The organism is Kitasatospora sp. NPDC048194 (assembly GCF_043202455.1).
Taxonomy (GTDB): domain Bacteria; phylum Actinomycetota; class Actinomycetes; order Streptomycetales; family Streptomycetaceae; genus Kitasatospora.
This window is the reverse complement of sequence record NZ_JBIDAK010000001.1, coordinates 146,685-166,636: the sequence shown is the minus strand read 5'-3', so window position 1 is coordinate 166,636 and position 19,952 is coordinate 146,685. Positions and strand designations below refer to the sequence as shown.

Below are 19,952 nucleotides of genomic sequence, written 5' to 3'. Positions count from 1 at the left end.
AGGAACCGGAGCGGGAGGCGCTACCGGGCCAGTGCCCGCTTCACGAAGTCGACCTGGACCAGCAGCAGGTTCTCCGCGACCTCCTCCTGCGGCGTCATGTGGGTGACGCCGGACAGCGGCAGCACGGTGTGCGGGCGCCCGGCCGCCAGCAGGGCCGAGGAGAGCCGCAGGGTGTGGGCGGCCACCACGTTGTCGTCGGCGAGGCCGTGGATGATCATCAGCGGGCGCTCCAGCCCGGCCGCGTAGCCGGTCAGCGAGTTCGCCGCGTACACCTCGGGCCGCTCGGCCGGGTGGCCCAGGTAGCGCTCGGTGTAGTGGGTGTCGTACAGCTCCCAGTCGGTCACCGGCGCCCCGGCCACCGCCGCGTGGAACACGTCGGGACGGCGCAGCACGGCGAGCGCGGCCAGGTAGCCGCCGTACGACCAGCCGCGGATGGCGACCCGGTCGAGGTCGAGCGGGAACTCCGCGGCGAGCGCCCGCAGCGCGTCGACCTGGTCGTCCAGGGTGGCCCCGGCGAAGTCGAAGGCGATCGACTTCTCCCAGGCCGGTCCCCGTCCGGGGGTGCCGCGGCCGTCGGCGACGACCACGGCGAAGCCCTGGTCGGCGAACCACTGCGAGTTGAGGTGCGCGTTGTGGGCCTGGACGACGCGCTGGCCGTGCGGGCCGCCGTACGGGTCCATCAGGACGGGCAGCAGGCCGTCGCGCTCCCGGTCGTAACCGGCGGGCAGGAAGACGGCGGCGGGGATGCGGCGCTCGCCGGCGAAGCGGAAGACCGGGCGGGCGGTGATCACCGGGGTCTCGGCGTACGAGGCGATGACGGCGACGTCGTCGACCACCACGCCCTCCGGAAGGTCGCGGGCGACCTGCACCAGCGAGCCCGGCAGGTCCGCCTCGGCGGTGGCCCGCACGGTGATCCCGCCCGCGTGCACCGCGCTGGTGACGGAGGTGAAGGGACGGCCGTTGGAGGACTCCCAGGCCAGCCGCTTGCCGTCGTGGCTGATCCGGCCGACGGCGATCCAGCCGGGCTCGGGGTCGGTCTCGGCGGCGCCGCCGGAGGCGCTGAAGAACACCTCCTCCGCGGTGACCGCGACGACCGACCGGACGTGCAGGTCGGGCCCGGTGACGGCCTGGTCGCCGATGACCAGCGCCCGCGCCCCGCTCTCCCGTCGCCCGCCGCCGTCCTGCTGGGCGGCTCCGCCCACCTCCGCGATGTCGGAGATCCGGACCAGCTTGCCGTCCGGGGTCCAGGCCGGCACGCCGGGGAAGGCCTCTAGCCAGGTCTCGTCGTGCTCCTCCACCAGCACCTCGGTGGCGCCGGTGGCCGCGTCCAGGCCGAGGATCCGCTGCGCGCGCTGGTCCCGGGACTGCACCAGCAGCAGCGGCACGCCGCCTTCGGACCAGTGCACCCGGGCCAGGTACGGGAAGGCCTCGCGGTCCCAGGTCACCTCGGTGCGCCCGCCCTGCAGGTCGAGCACCCAGAGGCCGACCTCGGCGTTGGCGGTGCCGGCCGCCGGGTAGGCGACCTCGGCGGGTTCGCGGTCCGGGTTGGCCGGATCGGCGATCCACCAGCGGCGCACCGGGCTGTCGTCGGCGCGCTCGACCAGCAGCCGGTCGCTCTGCGGGGACCACCAGAAGCCGCGGTCGCGGCCCATCTCCTCCTGGGCGATGAACTCGGCCTGCCCCCAGGTGACGTTCGGGCCGTCCGGCTCGGCGAGCGCCCGGTCGCCGCTGCCGTCGGTGCGGGTCAGCCGCAGCTCGCCGGCGGTGTTGGCGTAGGCGACGTGGGTGCCGTCGGGGGAGGGCCGCGGGTCCAGCAGCGGTCCGCGGGCGGGGAGTTCGGTGGTGGTGCCGGTGGCCAGGTCGGCGGTGAAGAGCCGGCCGGACAGGGCGAAGGCGGCGAGCCCGCCGTCCCCGTCCAGGGCGTAGCCGACGATGCCGGCCGAGCCCTCGCGGCTGCGCTCGCGGCGGGCCCTCTCGGCCGGCGACAGGTCCTCCTCGCCCCCGCCGAGCAGCGCGGCCGGATCGGCGGCGATCCGCTCGTCGCCGGTGGCGGTGTCGAGGGTCCAGAGCAGGTTGGCCCGGTCGTGGCCCGAGCGCGAGCGGAGGAAGACGACCCGCGAGCCGTCCGGTGCGACGGAGAAGGAGCGGGGCGCGCCGACGGTGTAGCGCAGGGTCCGCGCGTACTGCCGCGGGAAGGTGTCCGCAGGGGTGTGGGAGGTCATGGCACCAGACCCTACGACGGCGGACTCCCGCGGCCGGGTGACGGGTGATCACTCGTTCGGAGCATCGCCCCCGAGTACGCCCGGACGGCCGCCACACCGCCTCCGACCGGCGCGTGCGCCCCGGGAGTGCCCCGATGCCCCGGCGCGCGAGGACTCACTGAATGTAATGCTCCCCTTACCCATCGGGTATGACTGGTCGGGCGAGTGATCGTCGGGCCCGTCCCGGCCCCGGTCGCCCGGCCCCGATTCCCGTACGGTCCCACCGCCGCCCTCCCCAGGGGTCGGCGCCCGAGAAGGGGTATGAGCCGACATGGCCATGAACATCTCCGCAGCCGTGCTGATGCTGGTGATCGTGGTGGTGCTGATCCGCCGCTCCGGCCTGAAGCTGGCGCACGCCATCGTCTGCGCGCTGCTCGGCTTCTACCTGGCCTCCAGCTCGATCGCCCCGTCGATCAGCCAGGTCACCAGCAACCTCGCCGGAATGATCAACGGCCTGAAGCTCTGACCGCCGCGGGCCGGTGGTTAGGCTTCCTCCCATGACCGCGACTACCGGCCGCAGCCTCCTGCTGGTCCACGCCCATCCCGACGACGAGTCGATCGGCAACGGCGCCACCATGGCCCGGTACGCGGCCGAGGGCGCCCGGGTGACGCTGGTGACCTGCACCCTCGGCGAGGGCGGCGAGGTGATCCCCCGCGATCCCGCCCACCCGACCGCGGCCGGGCGGGAGTACCCCCGGCCGCAGGACGGCGGCGACGCCCTCGGCGCCTACCGGATCGGGGAGTTGGCCGAGGCGATGCGCGCCCTCGGCGTCACCGACGTCCGCTTCCTCGGCGGCCCGGGGCGCTACCGCGACTCGGGGATGATGGGCGTGCCCGACAACGACGCCCCCGGCTGCTTCTGGCGGGCGGACGTGGACGAGGCCGCCGACCACCTGGTCGCGGTGATCCGCGAGGTGCGGCCGCAGGTGCTGGTCACCTACGACGAGAACGGCGGCTACGGGCACCCGGACCACATCCAGGCGCACCGGGTCGCGATGCGCGCGTACGAGCTCTCCGCCGATCCGGCGCACCGCCCGGAGCTGGGCGCCGCCTGGCGGATCGCCAAGGTGTACTGGAACCGGATGCCCCGCTCGGTGATCGAGGCCGGCCTCGCCGAGACCGCCGCCGAGGCGCCCTTCCCGGGTGTCGCCCGACCGGCCGACGTCCCCGGCGTGGTGCCCGACGAGGTGGTCACCACCGTGCTGGACGGCACCGCGTACGCCGGGCGGAAGGCCGCCGCGATGGCCGCCCACGCCACCCAGATCACCGTGGACGGCGCCTTCTTCGCGCTCTCCAACGACCTCGGCCAGCCGCTGGTCGCCACCGAGTACTACCAGCTGGTGCGCGGCCAGGCCGGCCCGGAGCGCCCCGAGCGCGACCTGTTCGCGGGCCTGGACGACCCTGCCGCGGACGCCCGGCAGCAGGCCGCCCCCGACCACGGCCGCACCGCGCCCGCCGTCCCCGAGGAGAGCGCCCGATGACCGCGCCCACCGCCCCCCAGCGCCGCTCGCTCGCGGCGACCGTCCTCGGCACCCAGAAGGAGCGCCTGGCCGAGTCCCAACCTCCGCGCCTGGTCCGGATCGCGGTGTATGTCCTGTTCTTCCTGCTGGGCATCGCGGTGTCGGTCTGCGGATCCTTTGTGCAGGCCCTGTGGCCGCCGGTGGGGGTTCTGCTGGCGCTCGCCGCGAGCGTGGCGACCTTCTACGCCGGCCTGCGGATCACCGGCACCCGGCTCGGCGCCGCGATGCCCGCGGCCGGCTGGTTCCTGGCGATGCTGTTGATGATGGTGCCCCGGCCGGAGGGCGACAACGTGCTCTGGTCCAACGCCACCTCGCTGGCCTGGCTGTTCGCCGGCTCGGTGCTGGGCGTGATCTGCGCCACCCTCCCCACCCGGGGCAGCTGGTTCCCGGGTGCGCCCAACCCGCCGCGCTGATCCGGCCCGCGAGCGGCCTACGGCCCCGCGCACGACGCGCAGTCAGGACCACACGGCCGTACTCTCATACCGGAGGAACCGGACGTATCAGGATCTGTCCGAAGCCGTTCACCGCTCAGTTCTTCCCAGTATGGTGGTCCCGCAGTACGCGAACCCGACCGCCGTTTGCCCCAGGCCCGGCGACCACGAACCGCGGTCGCGCCGCACGGCCGCCCGCGAACCCGGAGCAGAGCAGCATTGAGCAGCCGCGAATCTGACAACGCCAACCCGACGCCCCGGCGTACGGGTCCGGACGCCTACCCGTCGGGCACGCCGCCCTACGGCACCCCGGGCCCCGGCGGCGACCGGGCTGCGGCCGGTGCCGACCAGGGCGCCGCGGCGGGCGGCGAGGACGACGGTCCGAAGACCGAGACCACCCTGACCACCCGGGTCCGGATCAACATCCCCGGGTCGCGCCCGATCCCGCCGGTCGTCGTCCGCAGCACCGTCAAGAACGAGGACGGTCCGGGCGACCAGGGTCCGGCCGCCGAGCCCGGCGGCCCGCGGCACCGCTCCGCCACCGCCTCGCCCGTCCTCGGGGTGATGGAGGGCGGCGGCCGGCCTGCCACCCCGCCCGACCTGCCGCCGGAGTGGCAGGTCCCGCCGATCCCGCCGGCGACCTCCGAGTCCGAGTCCACCGGCGCGTGGTTCCGGCCGCGGCAGAAGAAGGCCCCGGCCGCCGAGCCCGCCCCGGCCACCGTGCCGGCCGGCGCTCCGAGCGCGCCGGAGGCCGTGGCGGCGCCCGGCGCGCCCGCCGGGGCCCGTCCGCAGGGCGCCCCGAACGGCCGTCCGGTGCCCGCCCAGGGTGCGGCCCCGCACCGGGCCGCCGCGCCCGCCGCGCCGTTCGGCGCCGAGGCTCCGGTCGAGGAACCCGGCGTCTACGAGGCCGCCGACCCCTTCGCGCCGGCCGCCGACCCGTTCGCCACGGCCGGCCCCGACGCCGCCGCGCGCGGCTCGCGCGGTGGCCGCCCCCAGCAGCAGGGCACCCGGCCGCAGGACCAGCAGCCGAACGCCCCCCTGCCCAACCGGCAGCGGCCCCAGGGCCCGCAGGGCGCCCCGGGGCTGAACGGCCGTCCGGCCGGCCCGGCCGCCGCCGAGCCCGGCCCGGAGGACACCTCCGTGGACGGCTTCGCGCCGATCCGCGAGAACACCCCGCCGCCGACCGCCATACCCGGCGCTCCCCGCAACGGCGCCCCGCGCGGCGCCGACGGCCGTTCGCAGCCGGGCCTGTTCGCCTCGGCCCCGACCGGCACCGACCCGTTCGCGACCCAGCGCCCGGCCGCCGCCGGCCAGGACCCGTTCGGCTCGGCTCCCGCCCCCGGCGGGCTGTTCCCGGGCACGCCGCAGTCCGGCCCCGGCGGCTCGCGGCCGGCCGGCCGCGACCCGGAGGCCACCGAGGTCACCCCGCTGCCGGGCCCCGACGCCACCCGGCCCGCGCCGTCCGGCCCCGCCGGTGCGGTCCCGCCCGGTCCCGCCGGGCAGCCCGGCCCCGCCCCGGCCCCGGCCCCGGCCCCGGCGGCCAAGGCCGAACCGGCCGGTCCCGCCAAGGGCAAGGGCAAGGGCAAGGCCAAGTCCTCGGGCGGCGGCGCCAAGAAGCTCGTCAAGCTCGGCGTCTACGCGGTCGGCGCCGTGCTCTTCCTCGGTGCCGCCGCGTACGGCACCGGCCTGATGCTCAACCAGTCGGACGTCCCCAAGGGCACCGTGGTGCTCGGCACCGACATCGGCGGCAACGGCCGCGACCAGGCGATCCACGCCCTGGACGAGTCGGTCGGCAAGGCCGGGCAGCAGCCGCTCAAGCTGAAGATCGGCGACCAGAGCGTCGACCTCGACCCGACCGTCGCCGGGCTGAGCTTCGACACCACGGCCACCGTGGACGGCCTCGCCGCCCACAGCTACAACCCGGTGGACGTCATCAAGTCGCTCGAGGGCGGCACCAAGGCGGTCGCGCCGGAGGTCCGGGTCGACCGGGCCAAGCTCAAGGCGGCGCTGGACTCGCTGGCGACCGGCTCGGGCCAGGGCCTGCAGGAGGGCTACGTCAAGTTCGGCGACAACGGCGACCCGGTCGTGGTGCCCGGCAAGGCCGGCCAGGCGGTGGACTCCAACGCCGCCCTGGACGTGGTGGAGCAGGCCTACCGCGACCGCGCCGCCGGCAAGCCGGACCAGCCGATCGCCCTGTCCGTCACGGCCGCCCAGCCCAAGGTCTCCACCCAGGCCCTGCAGGCCGCCGCCGACGGCCTCGGCAAGCAGATCGTCAGCGGCAAGATCACCGTCGTGGCCGGCACCAAGTCCTGGAGCTTCGGCAAGCTGACCGCCGCCAAGGCGCTCACGCTGGTCCCGGACGCCTCCGGCAAGATCGTGCCCAAGTGGGACCTCGACGCGCTGAGCACCCAGCTGGGCGGCGTGTTCGACAAGGTGAAGGTCAAGAAGAACGGCCAGACCGCCACGGTCACCCCGCAGGACGTCGCGGACGCCGTCGGGTCGCTGTTCGACAAGACCGGTGACAAGGACCGCACCTTCAAGTTCACCGCCGCCTGACGGACCGGACACGAACGAGGGGCGGACCCGCTGCCGCGGTGCCGGCGAGCGGTTCCGCCCCTCGACAACTCCCCTCCCGGTCAGCAAGATGTGACGCCACACCCTCCGTCACAGCCATCCCGGGAGTCACACCGATGGGTCGCCGCCGCCAGCACCACCGGACGGCACTGCTCGCCGGTCTCACCGTGCTGACCCTCTCGCTCGCGCTCTGCTCCTGCTCCTCCGCACAGGGCGGCGACGCCGCGGACGCGCTGCCGGGCGCCACCGGGATGCCCAAGCTCACCTCGATCGACGTCAACCCGCACGACCGCGCCCAGCTGCGCCAGGGCGGCACCCTCAACCTGGCGATCACCCAGTTCTCGCACCAGTGGTCGCCGATCCACGCCGACGGCAGCGAGTCCTCGACCATCGACGTCACCAAGCCGCTGCTGCCGACCTTCTTCCGCTCGGACGCGGCCGGCACCCAGACGGCCAACCCGGCCTACCTGCAGGAGGCGCACGCCGAGGTCAGGGACGGCCGGCAGGTGGTCACCTGGACGCTCAACCCGAAGGCCCACTGGTCCGACGGCACCCCGATCACCTGGCGGGACATCGAGGCGAACTGGCGGGCCCTGAACGGCCGGAACCCGGCCTTCCGGCCCTCCAGCAGCACCGGCTTCGAGCTGGTCTCCTCGGTCGAGCGCGGCAAGGACGACTTCCAGGCCGTGATGACCTTCGACCAGCCGTTCTCCGAGTGGCAGTCGATGTTCAACAGCGCCGCCAACGCCCCGCTGCTGCCGGCCGCCAAGGTCGCCACCCCGGAGCTGTTCGACTCGGCCTACCTGGACGCGATCCCGCTCACCGCCGGCCCGTTCAAGGTCGAGCGCCTCGACCCGGCCGCGCAGACCGTCACCCTGGTCGCCGACCCCGCCTGGTGGGGCGACAAGCCCCTCCTGGACCGGATCGTCTTCCATGCCATGGCACCCGCCGCGATGGGCCCCGCCTTCGCCAAGGGCGAGCTCGACCTCTTCGACAACGGCCCGGACCCGGCCGGCTACCGGGCCATCAAGGCCACCAAGGGAGCCGCCGTCCGCCGGGCCGGCGGCCCGGACTTCCGGCAGATCACCCTGAACGCCCGCACCCCCGCGCTCACCGACCCGACGGTGCGCCAGGCCGTGTTCCAGGCGATCAACCGGGACGCCCTGATCCGCTCCGACCTCAGCGGACTGGACTGGCCCGCCGTCCCGCTCAACAACCACCTGCTGGTCGCGAACCAGAACGGCTACCGCGACAACTCCCTCGGCCTGTCCCGCTTCGACCCGGCCGAGGCCGCCCGCAAGCTGGACTCGGCCGGCTGGAAGCTCGACGGCGGCGTGCGGAAGAAGGACGGCCGCGAGCTGAGCCTGCGGATGGTCGTCCCGGCCGGGGTCCCGGTGGCCCAGGGCGAGGCCGTCGCCGTCACAAGGATGCTCAAGGACGTCGGCATCGAGGTCACCACGGTGACCGCCGCCGCCAACGAGTTCTTCGACAGGTACGTCGACCGCGCGGACTTCGACCTGACCGTCTACGCCCTGCTCGGCACCCCGTTCCCGGCCAGCGGCAGCCGGGCCGGCTTCGCCCGGAACGGCGGTGCCAACCACGTCGGCGCCGGCAGCGCCGCGGCGGACGCCGCGCTCGACCGGGCCGCCGCCGCGACCGACGCCGCCACCGCCTCCGAGGCCGTCAACCAGGCCGACGGCGAGCTCTGGAAGGTCGCCGGCGTGCTGCCGCTCTATCAGCGCCCGCAGCTGTACGGCGCCCGCGCCGACCTCGCCAACATCGGCGCCGAGGGCCTGTCCGACATCGTCTGGGAGAACGTCGGCTTCACCAGGTGAGCCCGCCGGCCGGAGCGGCCGGCGCTCAGCCGTGCAGCGTCTCCCGCCAGTAGTGGCAGGCGCTGCGCCGGCCCGGCAGTTCCGCGCCGTCCTCGTCCAGCACCGGCAGCAGGCGCGGGAGTTCCTCCCGGCAGCGGTCGCGCACCCGGTCGCAGCGCGGGTTGAAGGCGCAGCCCGCGGGGATCCGCAGCAGGCTCGGCGGCAGGCCCTTGATGGCGTGGAGGTTCTGGCCCTTCTGGTCGAGCCGGGGAATGGAGTCCAGCAGGCCCTTGGTGTACGGGTGGGCCGGCCGGGCGTACAGCTCGTGCACCGGGGCGGTCTCGACGATCCGGCCCGCGTACATCACGGCGATCCGGTCGGCCACGTCGGCGACCACGCCGAGGTCGTGGGTGATCAGGATCAGGCCCATGTTGAACTCGGCCTGGAGGTCCGCGAGCAGGTCCATCACCTGGGCCTGGACGGTGACGTCCAGGGCGGTGGTGGGCTCGTCGGCGATGATCAGGTCCGGCTCCAGGGCCAGCGCCATGGCGATCATGATGCGCTGGCGCATGCCGCCGGAGAACTGGTGCGGGAAGTCGCCGACCCGCTGCCGGGCGGCGGGGATGCGCACCCGCTCCATCAACTCGACGGCCTTCTCCCGGGCCTCCTTGCGGGTGAGCCCCTGGTGGACCCGGAACATCTCGCCGAGCTGGTAGCCCACGCTGAGCACCGGGTTGAGGGCGGACAGCGCGTCCTGGAAGATCATCGCGATCCGCTGGCCCCGGACGGCCCGCCGGTCCCCGGGGTTCATGGTCAGCAGGTCCTCGCCGCGGAACAGGATCCGCCCCGAGGTGATCCTGCCGGGCGGCATGTCCAGGATGCCCATGACCGCCTGGGCGGTCACCGACTTGCCGGAGCCGGACTCGCCCAGCACCGCCAGCGTCTCCCCCGCCGCCACCGAGTAGCTGACCCCGTTGACGGCCCTGGCCACGCCGTCCCGGGTGTGGAACTCGACGTGCAGGTCCTCGACCTCCAGCAACGGGGTCCCGGGCACCAGGCCGGGCCGGCCGCCGCCGATCACCTCCACCGCGTCCATGTGAGCAGTCCTCCCTCGGCGCAGCAGCAACCATCGACAGGCGTCTAGCAACTATCAATGACCGGAGTGCACTTGGGGAGAGCGCGGCAGATCTCGGTTGCATCACGGCCGTCGACGCACCGCGGGGCGCGCCCTCGCCCGGAGGACGCGCCCCGGCCCACGGCGGAGCCGGCCGCCGCGCTACCCCGCCGCCTCCCCGCGTTCCGGGGCCGGCCCCGTCCCCCGCTCCGCCGCGAAGTGGCAGGCGGAGTCGTGGTGCGCCGCGCCCTCCAGCCAGCTCGGCGGGGCGAGCAGCGGGACCTCGACCGCGCAGCGGTCCTCCGCCTTCCAGCAGCGGGTGCGGAAGCGGCAGCCGGACGGCGGGTTGGCCGGCGAGGGCACGTCCCCGGTGAGCACGATCCGGTCCCGCGACTCCCGCGCGGCCGGGTCCGGCACCGGCACCGCGGACAGCAGCGCCTGGGTGTACGGGTGGGTCGCGTGGTCGTAGATCTCCGCGTCGGTGCCGATCTCGACCACCTTCCCCAGGTACATCACCCCCACCCGGTCGGAGATGTGCCGGACGATGGACAGGTCGTGCGCGATGAACATGTACGACAGGTTGAACTCGCCCTGCAGCTGCTCCAGCAGGTTGATCACCTGTGCCTGCACCGACACGTCCAGGGCCGAGACCGGCTCGTCGCAGATGATGATCTCGGGCTTGAGCGCCAACCCCCGTGCGATGCCGATGCGCTGGCGCTGGCCGCCGGAGAACTGGTGCGGGTACCGGTTGATGTACTCGGGGTTGAGCCCGACCACGTCCAGGAGGTCCTGGACGGCCTTGCGGCGGTCGCCCTTGGGCGCCACCTCGGGGTGGATCTCGAACGGCTCCCCGATGATGTCGCCGACCGTCATGCGCGGGTTGAGCGAGGTGTACGGGTCCTGGAACACCATCTGGATGTTGCGCCGGACGGCCTTCAGCCCGGCCCCGGACAGCCGGGAGATCTCCTCCCCCTTGTACCGGACCGAGCCGCCGGTGGCCGGCTCCAGGTTCATCAGCACCTTGGCCAGCGTGGACTTCCCGCAGCCGGACTCGCCGACGATGCCCAGCGTCTCGCCCTGCATCAGGTCGAAGCTGACCCCGTCCACCGCCTTGACGGCGCCGACCTGTCGCTTGAACAGCAGCCCCTCGGTGAGCGGGAAGTGCTTGACCAGGTCCCGGACCTCGAGGATCGGCTCGCCGCGCGGCACCTCCCGCTCGAACACCGCCTCCTCCGGCACCACCGCCCCCGGCGCGCCGGCCACGGTGGCGCCTGCCCCGTCAACGGTCATGGAGGGTCTCCTTCCAGAAGAAGCAGGCGCTGCGGCGCCCCTCCAGCGGCGTGCCGTCCTCCTCGGTGACCTGGAACAGCTCCGGCACCTCGGTCCGGCAGACGTCCCGCGCGCGGGGGCAGCGCGGGTTGAAGGCGCAGCCCGGGGGGATCCGCAGCAGGTTGGGCGGCAGGCCCTTGATGGCGTAGAGCTCCTGGCCCTTCTGGTCCAGCCGCGGGATGGAGTCCAGCAGGCCCCTGGTGTACGGGTGCGCGGGGCGCGCGTACAGCTCGTGCACCGGGGCGGTCTCGACGATCCGGCCCGCGTACATCACGGCGATCTTGTCCGCGACGTCGGCGACCACGCCGAGGTCGTGGGTGATCAGGATCAGACCCATGTGGAACTCCGCCTGGAGTTCGGCCAGCAGGTCCATCACCTGGGCCTGCACCGTCACGTCCAGCGCGGTGGTCGGCTCGTCGGCGATGATCAGGTCGGGCTCCAGGGCCAGCGCCATCGCGATCATGATGCGCTGGCGCATGCCGCCGGAGAACTGGTGCGGGAAGTCGTTCACCCGCTGCTTGGCCGCCGGGATGCGCACCCGGTCCATCAGCTCGACGGCCTTCTCCCGGGCCTCGGACCGGGAGACCTTGTGGTGCACCCGGAACATCTCACCGAGCTGGTAGCCCACGCTGAGCACCGGGTTGAGGGCGGACAGCGCGTCCTGGAAGATCATCGCGATCCGCTGGCCGCGGATCCTGCGCCGCTCGTCCTTGGCCATCGTCAGCATGTCCTGGCCGCGGAAGCGGATCTCGCCGCGCGGGATCCGGGCCGGCGGCATGTCCAGGATGCCCATGATCGCCTGCGCCGTCACGGACTTGCCGGACCCGGACTCGCCGAGCACGGCGAGCGTCTCGCCGGCCGAGACGGAGTAGTTGACCCCGTTGACGGCCTTGGCCACGCCGTCCCGGGTGACGAACTCGACGTGCAGGTCCCGCACGTCGAGCAGCGGCCCGTCGAACGGTGCCTCCCGCTCGGGCCTGGTGCTGTCGACAGCTGTGCTCACGATGCGCTCCCCTCGCTCAGCGAAGCTTCGGGTCGAGGGCGTCGCGCACCGCGTCGCCCAGCATGATGAAGGCCAGCACGGTGACGGAGAGCGCCGCGGCCGGGAAGAACAGCACGTACGGCGCCGTGCGGATCACCTTCTGGGCGGAGGAGATGTCGATGCCCCAGGAGATGGTCGGGTCCTGCAGTCCGATGCCGAGGAAGCTCAGCGTCGCCTCGGTGGCGATGTAGCCGCCCAGCGCGATGGTCGCGACCACGATCACCGGGGCGACCGCGTTCGGCAGGATGTGCCGGAACATCAGCCGCCCCGTCCCGGCGCCGAGCGCCCGGCCGGCCACCACGAAGTCGGACTGCTTGACGGTCAGCACCGCGCCGCGCATCACGCGGGCGATCTGGGTCCAGCCCAGCACGGCCAGGGCGATGACCACGCTCCACACGGTGCGGGTCGTGAAGGCGTTCAGCAGGACCAGAGCGCCGAGCAGCAGCGGAATGCCGAAGAAGATGTCGGTGATCCGGGAGATCACCGCGTCCACGGCGCCGCCGAAGTACCCGGCGACCATGCCGGTCAGTCCGCCCAGCAGGGTGACCGCGGCGGTCACGAAGATGCCGACGGTGATCGAGGCCCGGGCGCCGTAGATCACCCGGGCGTAGATCGAGCGGCCCTGGGCGTCGTAGCCGAACCAGCCGGCCCCGAAGACGTCGCCCCAGTCGGGCCGCCGGAGGTAGTTGTTCACCAGGTCCGCCTTGCGCGGGTCGGCGTCGGTGAAGGCCCAGGGGAAGATCGCCATGACGACCAGCAGCAGGATCAGCACCGCGGAGATCAGGAAGATCGGCCGCCGGCGCAGGTCCCGCCAGGCGTCGCCCCAGAGGCTGCGGGCCTCCTCCCGCTTCCCGGGGTCCCGCTCGATCAGGGTCTCCTGCTCGACCGCCATGCCCTGTTCCCCGGCGTAGTCCAGATGGGAGATGCCCGGCTTCGGGTGCGGCTGGTACGAGTCCTCGTCGTGGATGTCAGGCATAGCGGATCCTCGGGTCCAGGACCGCGTAGAGCAGGTCGACGAGCAGGCTGGCGACCAGGTAGACGATCACCAGGACGGTCACGATGCCGACCACGGTGGGGCCTTCCTTCGTGTTGATCGCCCGGTACAGGACGTTGCCGATGCCCTGCACGTTGAAGATGCCCTCGGTGACGATCGCGCCGCCCATCAGCGCGCCGAGGTCGGTGCCGAGGAAGGTGACCACCGGGATCAGCGAGTTGCGCAGCAGGTGGCGGACGACGATCCGGCGCCGGGGCAGCCCCTTGGCGACGGCCGTGCGCATGTAGTCGGCCCGCAGGTTCTCGCCGATCGAGGTCCGGGTGAGCCGGGCCACGTAGGCGAGCGAGAGCGAGCCCAGCACCACGGCGGGGAGCACGAGTTGGGAGAGGTCGTAGCTGTCCTGCACGGTCGGGGTGACCCAGCCGAGGTTGGTCGCGAAGATGGTCTGCGCGATGTACGCCAGCACGAAGACCGGGATCGAGATCACCACCAGGGTCAGCACCAGCACCAGGGTGTCCTGGATGCTGCCGCGCCGCAGGCCGGAGAGCACGCCGAGGATGAGGCCCAGGACCATCTCGAAGACGAAGGCCAGCAGCGCCAGTCGGATGGTCACCGGAAAGGCGTCGGCCATGATGTCGGAGACCGGCCGGCCGGTGAAGCTGGTCCCGAAGTCGCCCTGGAAGAGGTTCCCCATGTAGTGCAGGTACTGCTTCCAGACCGGCTGGTCCAGGAAGTACTTGTGCTTGATGCTGGCCACCACGGCCGGGTCGGCGGCCTTCTCGCCGAACAGCGCGACCACCGGGTCGCCCGGCAGGGTGTAGACCATCAGGAAGATCAGCAGCGTGGTGCCGAAGAACACCGGGATCATCTGCAGCACCCGCCGCAGCACGTAACTGCCCATCCGGGCCTCCTTCCTAGGGTTCCCGGCCGACCGCGGCCGGTCGGCGGGGAGGGCCGGGCCCCGTCCTCCGTGCGGGGAGGACGGGGGGCCGCGCGTGGGGTGGGGCCCCGCTCCCCCGGCCCCGGGCCGGAGGTCGCCGCCGGCCCGGTGGCGGGCCGGGGGTGTCAGCCCTTGACCTCGACCTGGGTCCAGACCGGGTTGCCGAAGGAGTCGAACTTCACGTTCTGCACCTTGGTCGAGTAGCCCGAGTTGGTGCGGTAGTACCAGAGCGGGATGGCCGGCATGCCGCTCGGCAGCACGGCCTCGGCCTGCTGGTAGCCGGTCACCGTGTCGGAGACGCTGGCGGCCTCGTCGGCCTTGGTGGCCGCGTCGTCGAACTGCGGGTTGCTGTAGCCGAAGTCGTTGGAGGCCGCGCCGGTGCGGTAGACGTCGGACAGGAAGTTGGCGTTCAGCGGGTAGTCCTGCACCCAGCCGGTGCGGAAGGCGCCGTTGAGCTGGTGCCCGGTGATCGCCGCGCGCGCGGTCTTGAAGTCGGGCTTCGGGTCGCCCAGGCAGTCCACACCGGTGCTCTGCCGGATCGAGTTGCAGACCGCGTCGACCCACTCCTTATGGCCGCCGTCCGCGTTGTAGGTGATCAGCAGCTTGTTGCCGGGGACACCGCCGCCGTCCTGGATCAGCTGCTTGGCCTTGGCCGGGTCGAACTTGCAGAAGTCGCCGCAGGCGCCGTCCTTGTAGCCCTCGACGCCCTCGGCGACCCAGGCGGTGGCGGGCTTGCGGGAGCCCTGCAGCACGGTCTTGGTGATGGTGTCGCGGTCGATCGCCATCGACAGGCCCTGGCGCACCTTGGCCTTGTCCGGCGAGGACCAGTCGCCCTGGTAGAGCGTGAAGCCGATGTTCTGGATCGCCCCCTGCGGGGCGTCGACCGCGCGGTCGCCGAGGTCGTTCTTGTACGTCGCCAGCGCGGACGGCGGCACCTGGTCCATCACGTCCAGGTTGCTGGACTGCAGGTCGGCGTAGGCAGCCTCGGACGTGGTGTACATCTTGAAGACGATGCCGCCGTTCTTCGGCTTGTCCACGCCCTGGTAGTCCGGGAAGGCCTTGGTGACCACCTCGGTGTTGTGCGACCAGCTGACGAACTGGTACGGGCCGTTGCCCACCGGCTTCTGCCCGTACCCGGTCGGGTCCTTGAAGAAGCCGTCCGGCAGCGGCGAGAAGGCGATGTAGCCGAGCTTGTACTCGAAGTACGAGACCTTGTGGCTGAGCTTGACGGTGAAGTGCAGGTCGTCGGTGACGGTCAGGCCGGACATCTTGTCCGTGGTCGGCTTCCCGCTGGTGGGGTGGACGTCCTGGTAGCCCTCGATGTCGGAGAACCACGAGCTGTTGATCTGGGCGTTGGCCGGGTTGGCCCCCCAGTTCCAGGCGTCCACGAAGTTCTTGGCGTGCACCGGCGTGCCGTCGTGGAACTTCCAGCCGTCCTTCAGGGTGATGGTGAAGGTCTGGGAGTCACTGGTGTCGATCTTGTCCGCGACCTGCATCCGGACCTTCGCCGTGCTGGGGTCGTAGTCCACCAGGCCCTTGAAGAGGTTCTGGATGATGCGACCACCGCCGACCTCGTTCGCGTTGGCGGGCTGCAGCGGGTTCTGCGGCTCGCTGCTCTGGTAGCTGAAGGTCTTGCTGGCGTCCGACGAACTGCTACCGCCTCCTCCGCCGCCGCTGCTGCTGCACCCGGTGGCCACCAGGACCACGGACGTCGCAGCGGCGAGGACCAGGCGGGCGCGGGTGGCCACGGGCATGGAGGTCCCTCCTCATGGGTGTGTGTCGCATCACACCCCATGAGAAGCGCGCCCCGGTGACGGCGCGAGCCGGGTGCACCCGGATGGGTGCCCGGACCCGCCTCTGGAGTTGACGGAACGACGGAAGGGCCCGCGGCCGGAGCCGCGGGCCCTTCCTGAGCGCGCCGGGATCAGGCCGCAGCCGACTCCCGGACCTCGGCGAAGTGGCAGGCCGACTCGTGCGCGGCCGGGCCCTCCAGCGTGGTCGGGATCGCCAGCAGCGGGATCTCCTCCGCGCAGCGGTCCTCCGCCTTCCAGCAGCGGGTGCGGAAGCGGCAGCCGGACGGCGGGTTGGCCGGCGAGGGGATGTCGCCGCTGAGGATGATCCGCTCGCGGGACTCGCGGGCCGTCGGGTCCGGCACCGGCACCGCGGACAGCAGCGCCTGGGTGTACGGGTGGGTGGCGTTCTCGTAGATCTGCTCGTCGGTGCCGATCTCGACCATCTTGCCCAGGTACATCACGCCGACGCGGTCGGAGATGTGCCGGACGATGGACAGGTCGTGCGCGATGAACATGTACGACAGGCCGAACTCGCCCTGCAGCTGCTCCAGCAGGTTGATCACCTGCGCCTGGACGGACACGTCCAGGGCCGAGACCGGCTCGTCGCAGATGATGATCTCGGGCTTGAGCGCGAGGCCGCGGGCGATGCCGATGCGCTGGCGCTGGCCGCCGGAGAACTGGTGCGGGTACCGGTTGATGTACTCGGGGTTGAGCCCGACCACGTCCAGGAGGTCCTGGACGGCCTTGCGGCGGTCGCCCTTGGGCGCCACCTCGGGGTGGATCTCGAACGGCTCCCCGATGATGTCGCCGACCGTCATGCGCGGGTTCAGCGAGGTGTACGGGTCCTGGAACACCATCTGGATGTTCCGGCGGACGGCCTTGAGGGCCGCGCCGTTCAGCTTGGAGATGTCCTCGCCCTTGAACAGCACCTGGCCGGAGGTGGCCCGCTCCAGGTTCATCAGCACCTTGGCCAGCGTGGACTTGCCGCAGCCGGACTCGCCGACGATGCCGAGCGTCTCACCCTTCGTCAGGTCGAAGCTGATGCCGTCGACGGCCTTGACCGCGCCGACCTGCTTCTTGAACAGGACACCCTGGGTCAGCGGGTAGTGCTTGACCAGGTCCTTGACCTCCAGGATCTTCTCAGCCATGGAGGGTCTCCTTCCAAAGGTGGCACGCGCTGCGGCGGCCCGTGAGCTCCTTGCCGTCCTTGTCGGTCACGTGGTGCAGCGCCGGGACCTCCGTGCGGCACAGGTCGGTGGCGACATCGCAGCGGGGGTTGAACGCGCAGCCGGCCGGGACCTTCAGCAGGTTCGGGGGCAGGCCCTTGATCGCGTACAGCTCCTGGCCCTTCTGGTCCAGGCGCGGGATCGAGCGGAGCAGGCCCTTGGTGTACGGGTGCGCGGGGCGCGCGTACAGCTCGTGCACCGGGGCGGTCTCGACGATCCGGCCCGCGTACATCACGGCGATCTTGTCCGCGACGTCGGCGACCACGCCGAGGTCGTGGGTGATCAGGATCAGGCCCATGTTGTACTCGGCCTGCAGCTCCGCGAGCAGGTCCATCACCTGGGCCTGGACGGTCACGTCCAGGGCGGTGGTGGGCTCGTCGGCGATGATCAGGTCGGGCTGCAGCGACAGCGCCATGGCGATCATGATGCGCTGGCGCATGCCGCCGGAGAACTGGTGCGGGTAGTCGTTCACCCGCTGCTTGGCGGCGGGGATGCGCACCCGGTCCATCAGCTCGATGGCCTTGGCCTTCGCCTCGGCCTTGGAGGCGCCCTGGTGCACCCGGAACATCTCGCCGAGCTGGTAGCCCACGCTGAGCACCGGGTTGAGGGCGGACAGCGCGTCCTGGAAGATCATCGCGATCTTCCGGCCGCGGATCTTCCGCCGCTCCTCGTTGCTCATCTTGAGCATGTCCTGGCCGCGGTACAGGATCTCGCCCTGGGTCACCTTGCCCGGGGGCATGTCCAGGATGCCCATGATGGTCTGCGCCGTCACGGACTTGCCGGAGCCGGACTCGCCGAGCACGGCGAGGGTCTCGCCGGCCGAGACGGAGTAGTTGACTCCGTTCACGGCCTTCGCGATGCCGTCCCGGGTGTGGAACTCCACGTGGAGGTCCTTGACCTCCAGGAGCGGGGTTCCGACTTCGAGACGGTCGCTCTTCTGGTTGTTGTTCTCGATCACGGTGGTCATCGGGTCGTCACCTCTTCTCTCAGCGGAGCTTCGGGTCGAGGGCGTCGCGCACCGCGTCGCCGAGCATGATGAACGCGAGCACGGTGATGCTCAGCATTCCGGCCGGGAAGAACAGGGCGAACGGAGCCGTACGGATCACCTTCTGGGCCGAGTTGATGTCGATGCCCCAGGAGATGGTCGGGTCCTGCAGACCGATGCCGAGGAAGCTCAGCGTCGCCTCGGTGGCGATGTAGCCGCCCAGCGCGATGGTCGCGACCACGATCACCGGGGCGATCGCGTTCGGCAGGATGTGCTTGAACAGGATCCGGCTGGTGCCGGCGCCGAGCGCCTTGGCCGCCGTCACGAAGTCGGACTGCTTGACCGTGATCACCGAACCGCGCATGACACGGGTCATCTGGGTCCAGCCCAGGGCGACCAGCGCGAAGACCACGCTCCAGATGGTGCGCGAGGTGAAGGCGTTCAGGATCACCAGCGAGCCGAGCAGCAGCGGGATGCCGAAGAAGACGTCGGTGACGCGGGAGATGATCGTGTCGATCCAGCCGCCGAAGTAGCCGGCGATCATGCCGGTCAGCCCGCCGAGGATGGTGACGCCGACGGTGACGCAGATGCCGACCACGACCGAGGCGCGGGCGCCGTAGATGGTACGGGCGTAGATGCTGCGGCCCTGGAGGTCGTAGCCGAACCAGTCCGCCTCGAAGAAGTGGCTGTAGTTCGGCTTCGTCAGGTAGTGCAGGCGCAGGTCGCCGGCCCGCGGGTCCACCGAGGTGAACAGGCCCGGCGCGATCGCGATGACGACCAGCAGCAGGATCAGCAGCGCGGAGATCACGAAGATCGGCTTGCGGCGCAGGTCGTGCCAGGCGTCGGAGCCGAGGCTGCGGGCCTTCTCCTGCTTGGGCGCCGCCTCGGGGGAGGTGCGCTGGGCCGGGATCTCCTCGGCCGTCTTCTTCTCGGTCAGGTCAGGCATAACGGATCCTCGGGTCCAGGACCGCGTAAAGCAGGTCGACGATCAGGCCGGCGGCCAGGTACACGATCACCAGGAAGGCCACGAAACCGGAGACCGTCGCGCCCTCCTTCATGTTGATCGCGTGGTAGAGCGCGTTGCCGACGCCCTTGACGTTGAAGATGCCCTCGGTGACGATCGCGCCGCCCATCAGGGCGCCGAGGTCGGTGCCGAGGAAGGTGACCACCGGGATCATCGAGTTCCGCAGCAGGTGGGTGCCGATCACCTTCCGGCGCGGCAGGCCCTTGGCCACCGCGGTGCGGACGTAGTCGGCCTTGATGTTCTCGGCTATGGAGGTACGGGTGAGACGCGCGACGTAGGCCAGCGACAGCGAGCCGAGGACGACGGCCGGCAGCACCAGCTGGGTGATGTCGTTCGAGTCCTGGACCGTCGGGGTGACCCACTTGAGGTTGTTCGCGAAGATCGTCTGGAAGATGAAGCCCAGCACCGGGACCGGGATCGAGATCAGCAGCAGGGTGAGGACCAGCGTGCCCCTGTCGAAGGTCTTGCCGCGGCGCAGGCCGGCGAACAGGCCGATCCCGATGCCCAGCACGATCTCGATGGCGAACGCGAACAGCGCCAGCCGGACCGTGACCGGCAGCGCCTCGGTGATCTTGTCGATCACCGGCCGGCCGTCCAGGGCGGTGCCGAAGTCACCGGTGACCAGCTTCCCCATGTAGTCGAGGTACTGCTGGACCAGCGGCTTGTCGAACCCCTGCTGGTGCCTCAGGGCGGCGAGCTGCACCGGGTCCGGGGCCTTGTCGCCCCACATCGCCGCCACCGGGTCACCCGGCAGCGCGTGCACCATGAAAAAGATGAGTGCGGTCGTTCCGAGGAACACCGGGATCATCTGGAGCAGTCGCCTCGCGACAAAGCGCCCCATCGTGCCTCCATGTATGACTCTGCCGGGCCCGTCAACCCGGCCAGAGATAAGTCGGCGTGCCAAC

Annotated in this window: 16 protein-coding genes; 5 read left to right on the top strand and 11 right to left on the bottom strand. The window is 71.8% G+C overall.

Annotated elements, in window-relative coordinates; genetic code table 11:
• Positions 1–20: 20 nt before the first annotated feature.
• Positions 21–2,222: a prolyl oligopeptidase family serine peptidase gene (locus ACGF07_RS00905; protein ID WP_392894327.1), complete on the bottom strand. Its 2,202-nt coding sequence runs from the start codon at positions 2,220–2,222 to the stop codon at positions 21–23.
• Between the two features lie 310 nt (positions 2,223–2,532).
• Here ACGF07_RS00905 and ACGF07_RS00900 point away from each other — a divergent pair, with 310 nt between their 5' ends.
• The 5 genes from ACGF07_RS00900 (at position 2,533) to ACGF07_RS00880 (ending at position 8,621) form a co-directional block, all read left to right on the top strand.
• Positions 2,533–2,727 carry a DUF2304 family protein gene (locus tag ACGF07_RS00900; protein WP_030062563.1) on the top strand — a complete coding sequence of 65 codons (195 nt, stop codon included), beginning with the start codon at positions 2,533–2,535 and terminating at the stop codon, positions 2,725–2,727.
• A gap of 31 nt (positions 2,728–2,758) precedes the next feature.
• On the top strand, positions 2,759–3,742 hold the full coding sequence (gene mshB, locus ACGF07_RS00895; RefSeq protein ID WP_392894325.1) for an N-acetyl-1-D-myo-inositol-2-amino-2-deoxy-alpha-D-glucopyranoside deacetylase: 984 nt from the start codon (positions 2,759–2,761) through the stop codon (positions 3,740–3,742).
• Positions 3,739–4,194: a DUF6113 family protein gene (locus ACGF07_RS00890; protein ID WP_392894323.1), complete on the top strand. Its 456-nt coding sequence runs from the start codon at positions 3,739–3,741 to the stop codon at positions 4,192–4,194. Before mshB ends, ACGF07_RS00890 begins: the two co-directional genes overlap by 4 nt.
• Positions 4,195–4,431: 237 nt before the next feature.
• Positions 4,432–6,768 carry a peptidoglycan binding domain-containing protein gene (locus ACGF07_RS00885; RefSeq protein WP_392894321.1) on the top strand — a complete coding sequence of 779 codons (2,337 nt, stop codon included), beginning with the start codon at positions 4,432–4,434 and terminating at the stop codon, positions 6,766–6,768.
• A 134-nt stretch (positions 6,769–6,902) separates the two neighbouring features.
• A complete protein-coding gene (locus ACGF07_RS00880; RefSeq protein ID WP_392894319.1) occupies positions 6,903–8,621 on the top strand; it encodes an ABC transporter family substrate-binding protein in 1,719 nt (572 codons plus the stop codon).
• A gap of 25 nt (positions 8,622–8,646) precedes the next feature.
• Here ACGF07_RS00880 and ACGF07_RS00875 read toward each other — a convergent pair whose 3' ends face one another.
• The 10 genes from ACGF07_RS00875 to ACGF07_RS00830 all read right to left on the bottom strand — a co-directional run bounded on the left by ACGF07_RS00875 (position 8,647) and on the right by ACGF07_RS00830 (position 19,888).
• Positions 8,647–9,696 (bottom strand): ABC transporter ATP-binding protein, encoded by a 1,050-nt coding sequence (locus tag ACGF07_RS00875; RefSeq protein ID WP_392894317.1) that lies wholly within the window; start codon positions 9,694–9,696, stop codon positions 8,647–8,649.
• A 180-nt stretch (positions 9,697–9,876) separates the two neighbouring features.
• Positions 9,877–11,004: an ABC transporter ATP-binding protein gene (locus ACGF07_RS00870; protein ID WP_392894315.1), complete on the bottom strand. Its 1,128-nt coding sequence runs from the start codon at positions 11,002–11,004 to the stop codon at positions 9,877–9,879.
• Positions 10,994–12,046 carry an ABC transporter ATP-binding protein gene (locus ACGF07_RS00865; RefSeq protein ID WP_350736560.1) on the bottom strand — a complete coding sequence of 351 codons (1,053 nt, stop codon included), beginning with the start codon at positions 12,044–12,046 and terminating at the stop codon, positions 10,994–10,996. Before ACGF07_RS00865 ends, ACGF07_RS00870 begins: the two co-directional genes overlap by 11 nt.
• Positions 12,047–12,062: 16 nt before the next feature.
• Positions 12,063–12,977, bottom strand: a complete 915-nt coding sequence (locus ACGF07_RS00860; protein ID WP_350736726.1) for an ABC transporter permease — start codon at positions 12,975–12,977, stop codon at positions 12,063–12,065.
• A 76-nt stretch (positions 12,978–13,053) separates the two neighbouring features.
• Positions 13,054–13,980 carry an ABC transporter permease gene (locus tag ACGF07_RS00855; protein WP_350736557.1) on the bottom strand — a complete coding sequence of 309 codons (927 nt, stop codon included), beginning with the start codon at positions 13,978–13,980 and terminating at the stop codon, positions 13,054–13,056.
• A gap of 164 nt (positions 13,981–14,144) precedes the next feature.
• Entirely contained in the window at positions 14,145–15,773 is a 1,629-nt protein-coding gene (locus tag ACGF07_RS00850; protein WP_392894313.1) for an ABC transporter substrate-binding protein, read from the bottom strand.
• 170 nt (positions 15,774–15,943) lie between these two features.
• Complete coding sequence (locus ACGF07_RS00845) at positions 15,944–16,960, bottom strand: dipeptide ABC transporter ATP-binding protein (protein ID WP_350744764.1); 1,017 nt, start codon at positions 16,958–16,960, stop codon at positions 15,944–15,946.
• Entirely contained in the window at positions 16,953–18,005 is a 1,053-nt protein-coding gene (locus tag ACGF07_RS00840; protein ID WP_350744766.1) for an ABC transporter ATP-binding protein, read from the bottom strand. Before ACGF07_RS00840 ends, ACGF07_RS00845 begins: the two co-directional genes overlap by 8 nt.
• Before the next feature lie 19 nt (positions 18,006–18,024).
• Entirely contained in the window at positions 18,025–18,969 is a 945-nt protein-coding gene (locus tag ACGF07_RS00835; RefSeq protein WP_392894310.1) for an ABC transporter permease, read from the bottom strand.
• Positions 18,962–19,888 (bottom strand): ABC transporter permease, encoded by a 927-nt coding sequence (locus ACGF07_RS00830; protein WP_350744770.1) that lies wholly within the window; start codon positions 19,886–19,888, stop codon positions 18,962–18,964. The genes ACGF07_RS00835 and ACGF07_RS00830 overlap by 8 nt, the downstream gene beginning before the upstream one ends.
• Positions 19,889–19,952 lie beyond the last annotated feature (64 nt).

Bases quoted from the DNA above. Each gene is read 5' to 3' on its own strand.
- ACGF07_RS00905 (WP_392894327.1), bottom strand. From the start codon at position 2,222: ATGACCTCCCACACCCCTGCGGACACCTTCCCGCGGCAGTACGCGCGG.
- ACGF07_RS00900 (WP_030062563.1), top strand. From the start codon at position 2,533: ATGGCCATGAACATCTCCGCAGCCGTGCTGATGCTGGTGATCGTGGTG.
- mshB (WP_392894325.1), top strand. From the start codon at position 2,759: ATGACCGCGACTACCGGCCGCAGCCTCCTGCTGGTCCACGCCCATCCC.
- ACGF07_RS00890 (WP_392894323.1), top strand. From the start codon at position 3,739: ATGACCGCGCCCACCGCCCCCCAGCGCCGCTCGCTCGCGGCGACCGTC.
- ACGF07_RS00880 (WP_392894319.1), top strand. From the start codon at position 6,903: ATGGGTCGCCGCCGCCAGCACCACCGGACGGCACTGCTCGCCGGTCTC.
- ACGF07_RS00875 (WP_392894317.1), bottom strand. From the start codon at position 9,696: ATGGACGCGGTGGAGGTGATCGGCGGCGGCCGGCCCGGCCTGGTGCCC.
- ACGF07_RS00870 (WP_392894315.1), bottom strand. From the start codon at position 11,004: ATGACCGTTGACGGGGCAGGCGCCACCGTGGCCGGCGCGCCGGGGGCG.
- ACGF07_RS00860 (WP_350736726.1), bottom strand. From the start codon at position 12,977: ATGGCGGTCGAGCAGGAGACCCTGATCGAGCGGGACCCCGGGAAGCGG.
- ACGF07_RS00855 (WP_350736557.1), bottom strand. From the start codon at position 13,980: ATGGGCAGTTACGTGCTGCGGCGGGTGCTGCAGATGATCCCGGTGTTC.
- ACGF07_RS00850 (WP_392894313.1), bottom strand. From the start codon at position 15,773: ATGCCCGTGGCCACCCGCGCCCGCCTGGTCCTCGCCGCTGCGACGTCC.
- ACGF07_RS00845 (WP_350744764.1), bottom strand. From the start codon at position 16,960: ATGGCTGAGAAGATCCTGGAGGTCAAGGACCTGGTCAAGCACTACCCG.
- ACGF07_RS00840 (WP_350744766.1), bottom strand. From the start codon at position 18,005: ATGACCACCGTGATCGAGAACAACAACCAGAAGAGCGACCGTCTCGAA.
- ACGF07_RS00835 (WP_392894310.1), bottom strand. From the start codon at position 18,969: ATGCCTGACCTGACCGAGAAGAAGACGGCCGAGGAGATCCCGGCCCAG.
- ACGF07_RS00830 (WP_350744770.1), bottom strand. From the start codon at position 19,888: ATGGGGCGCTTTGTCGCGAGGCGACTGCTCCAGATGATCCCGGTGTTC.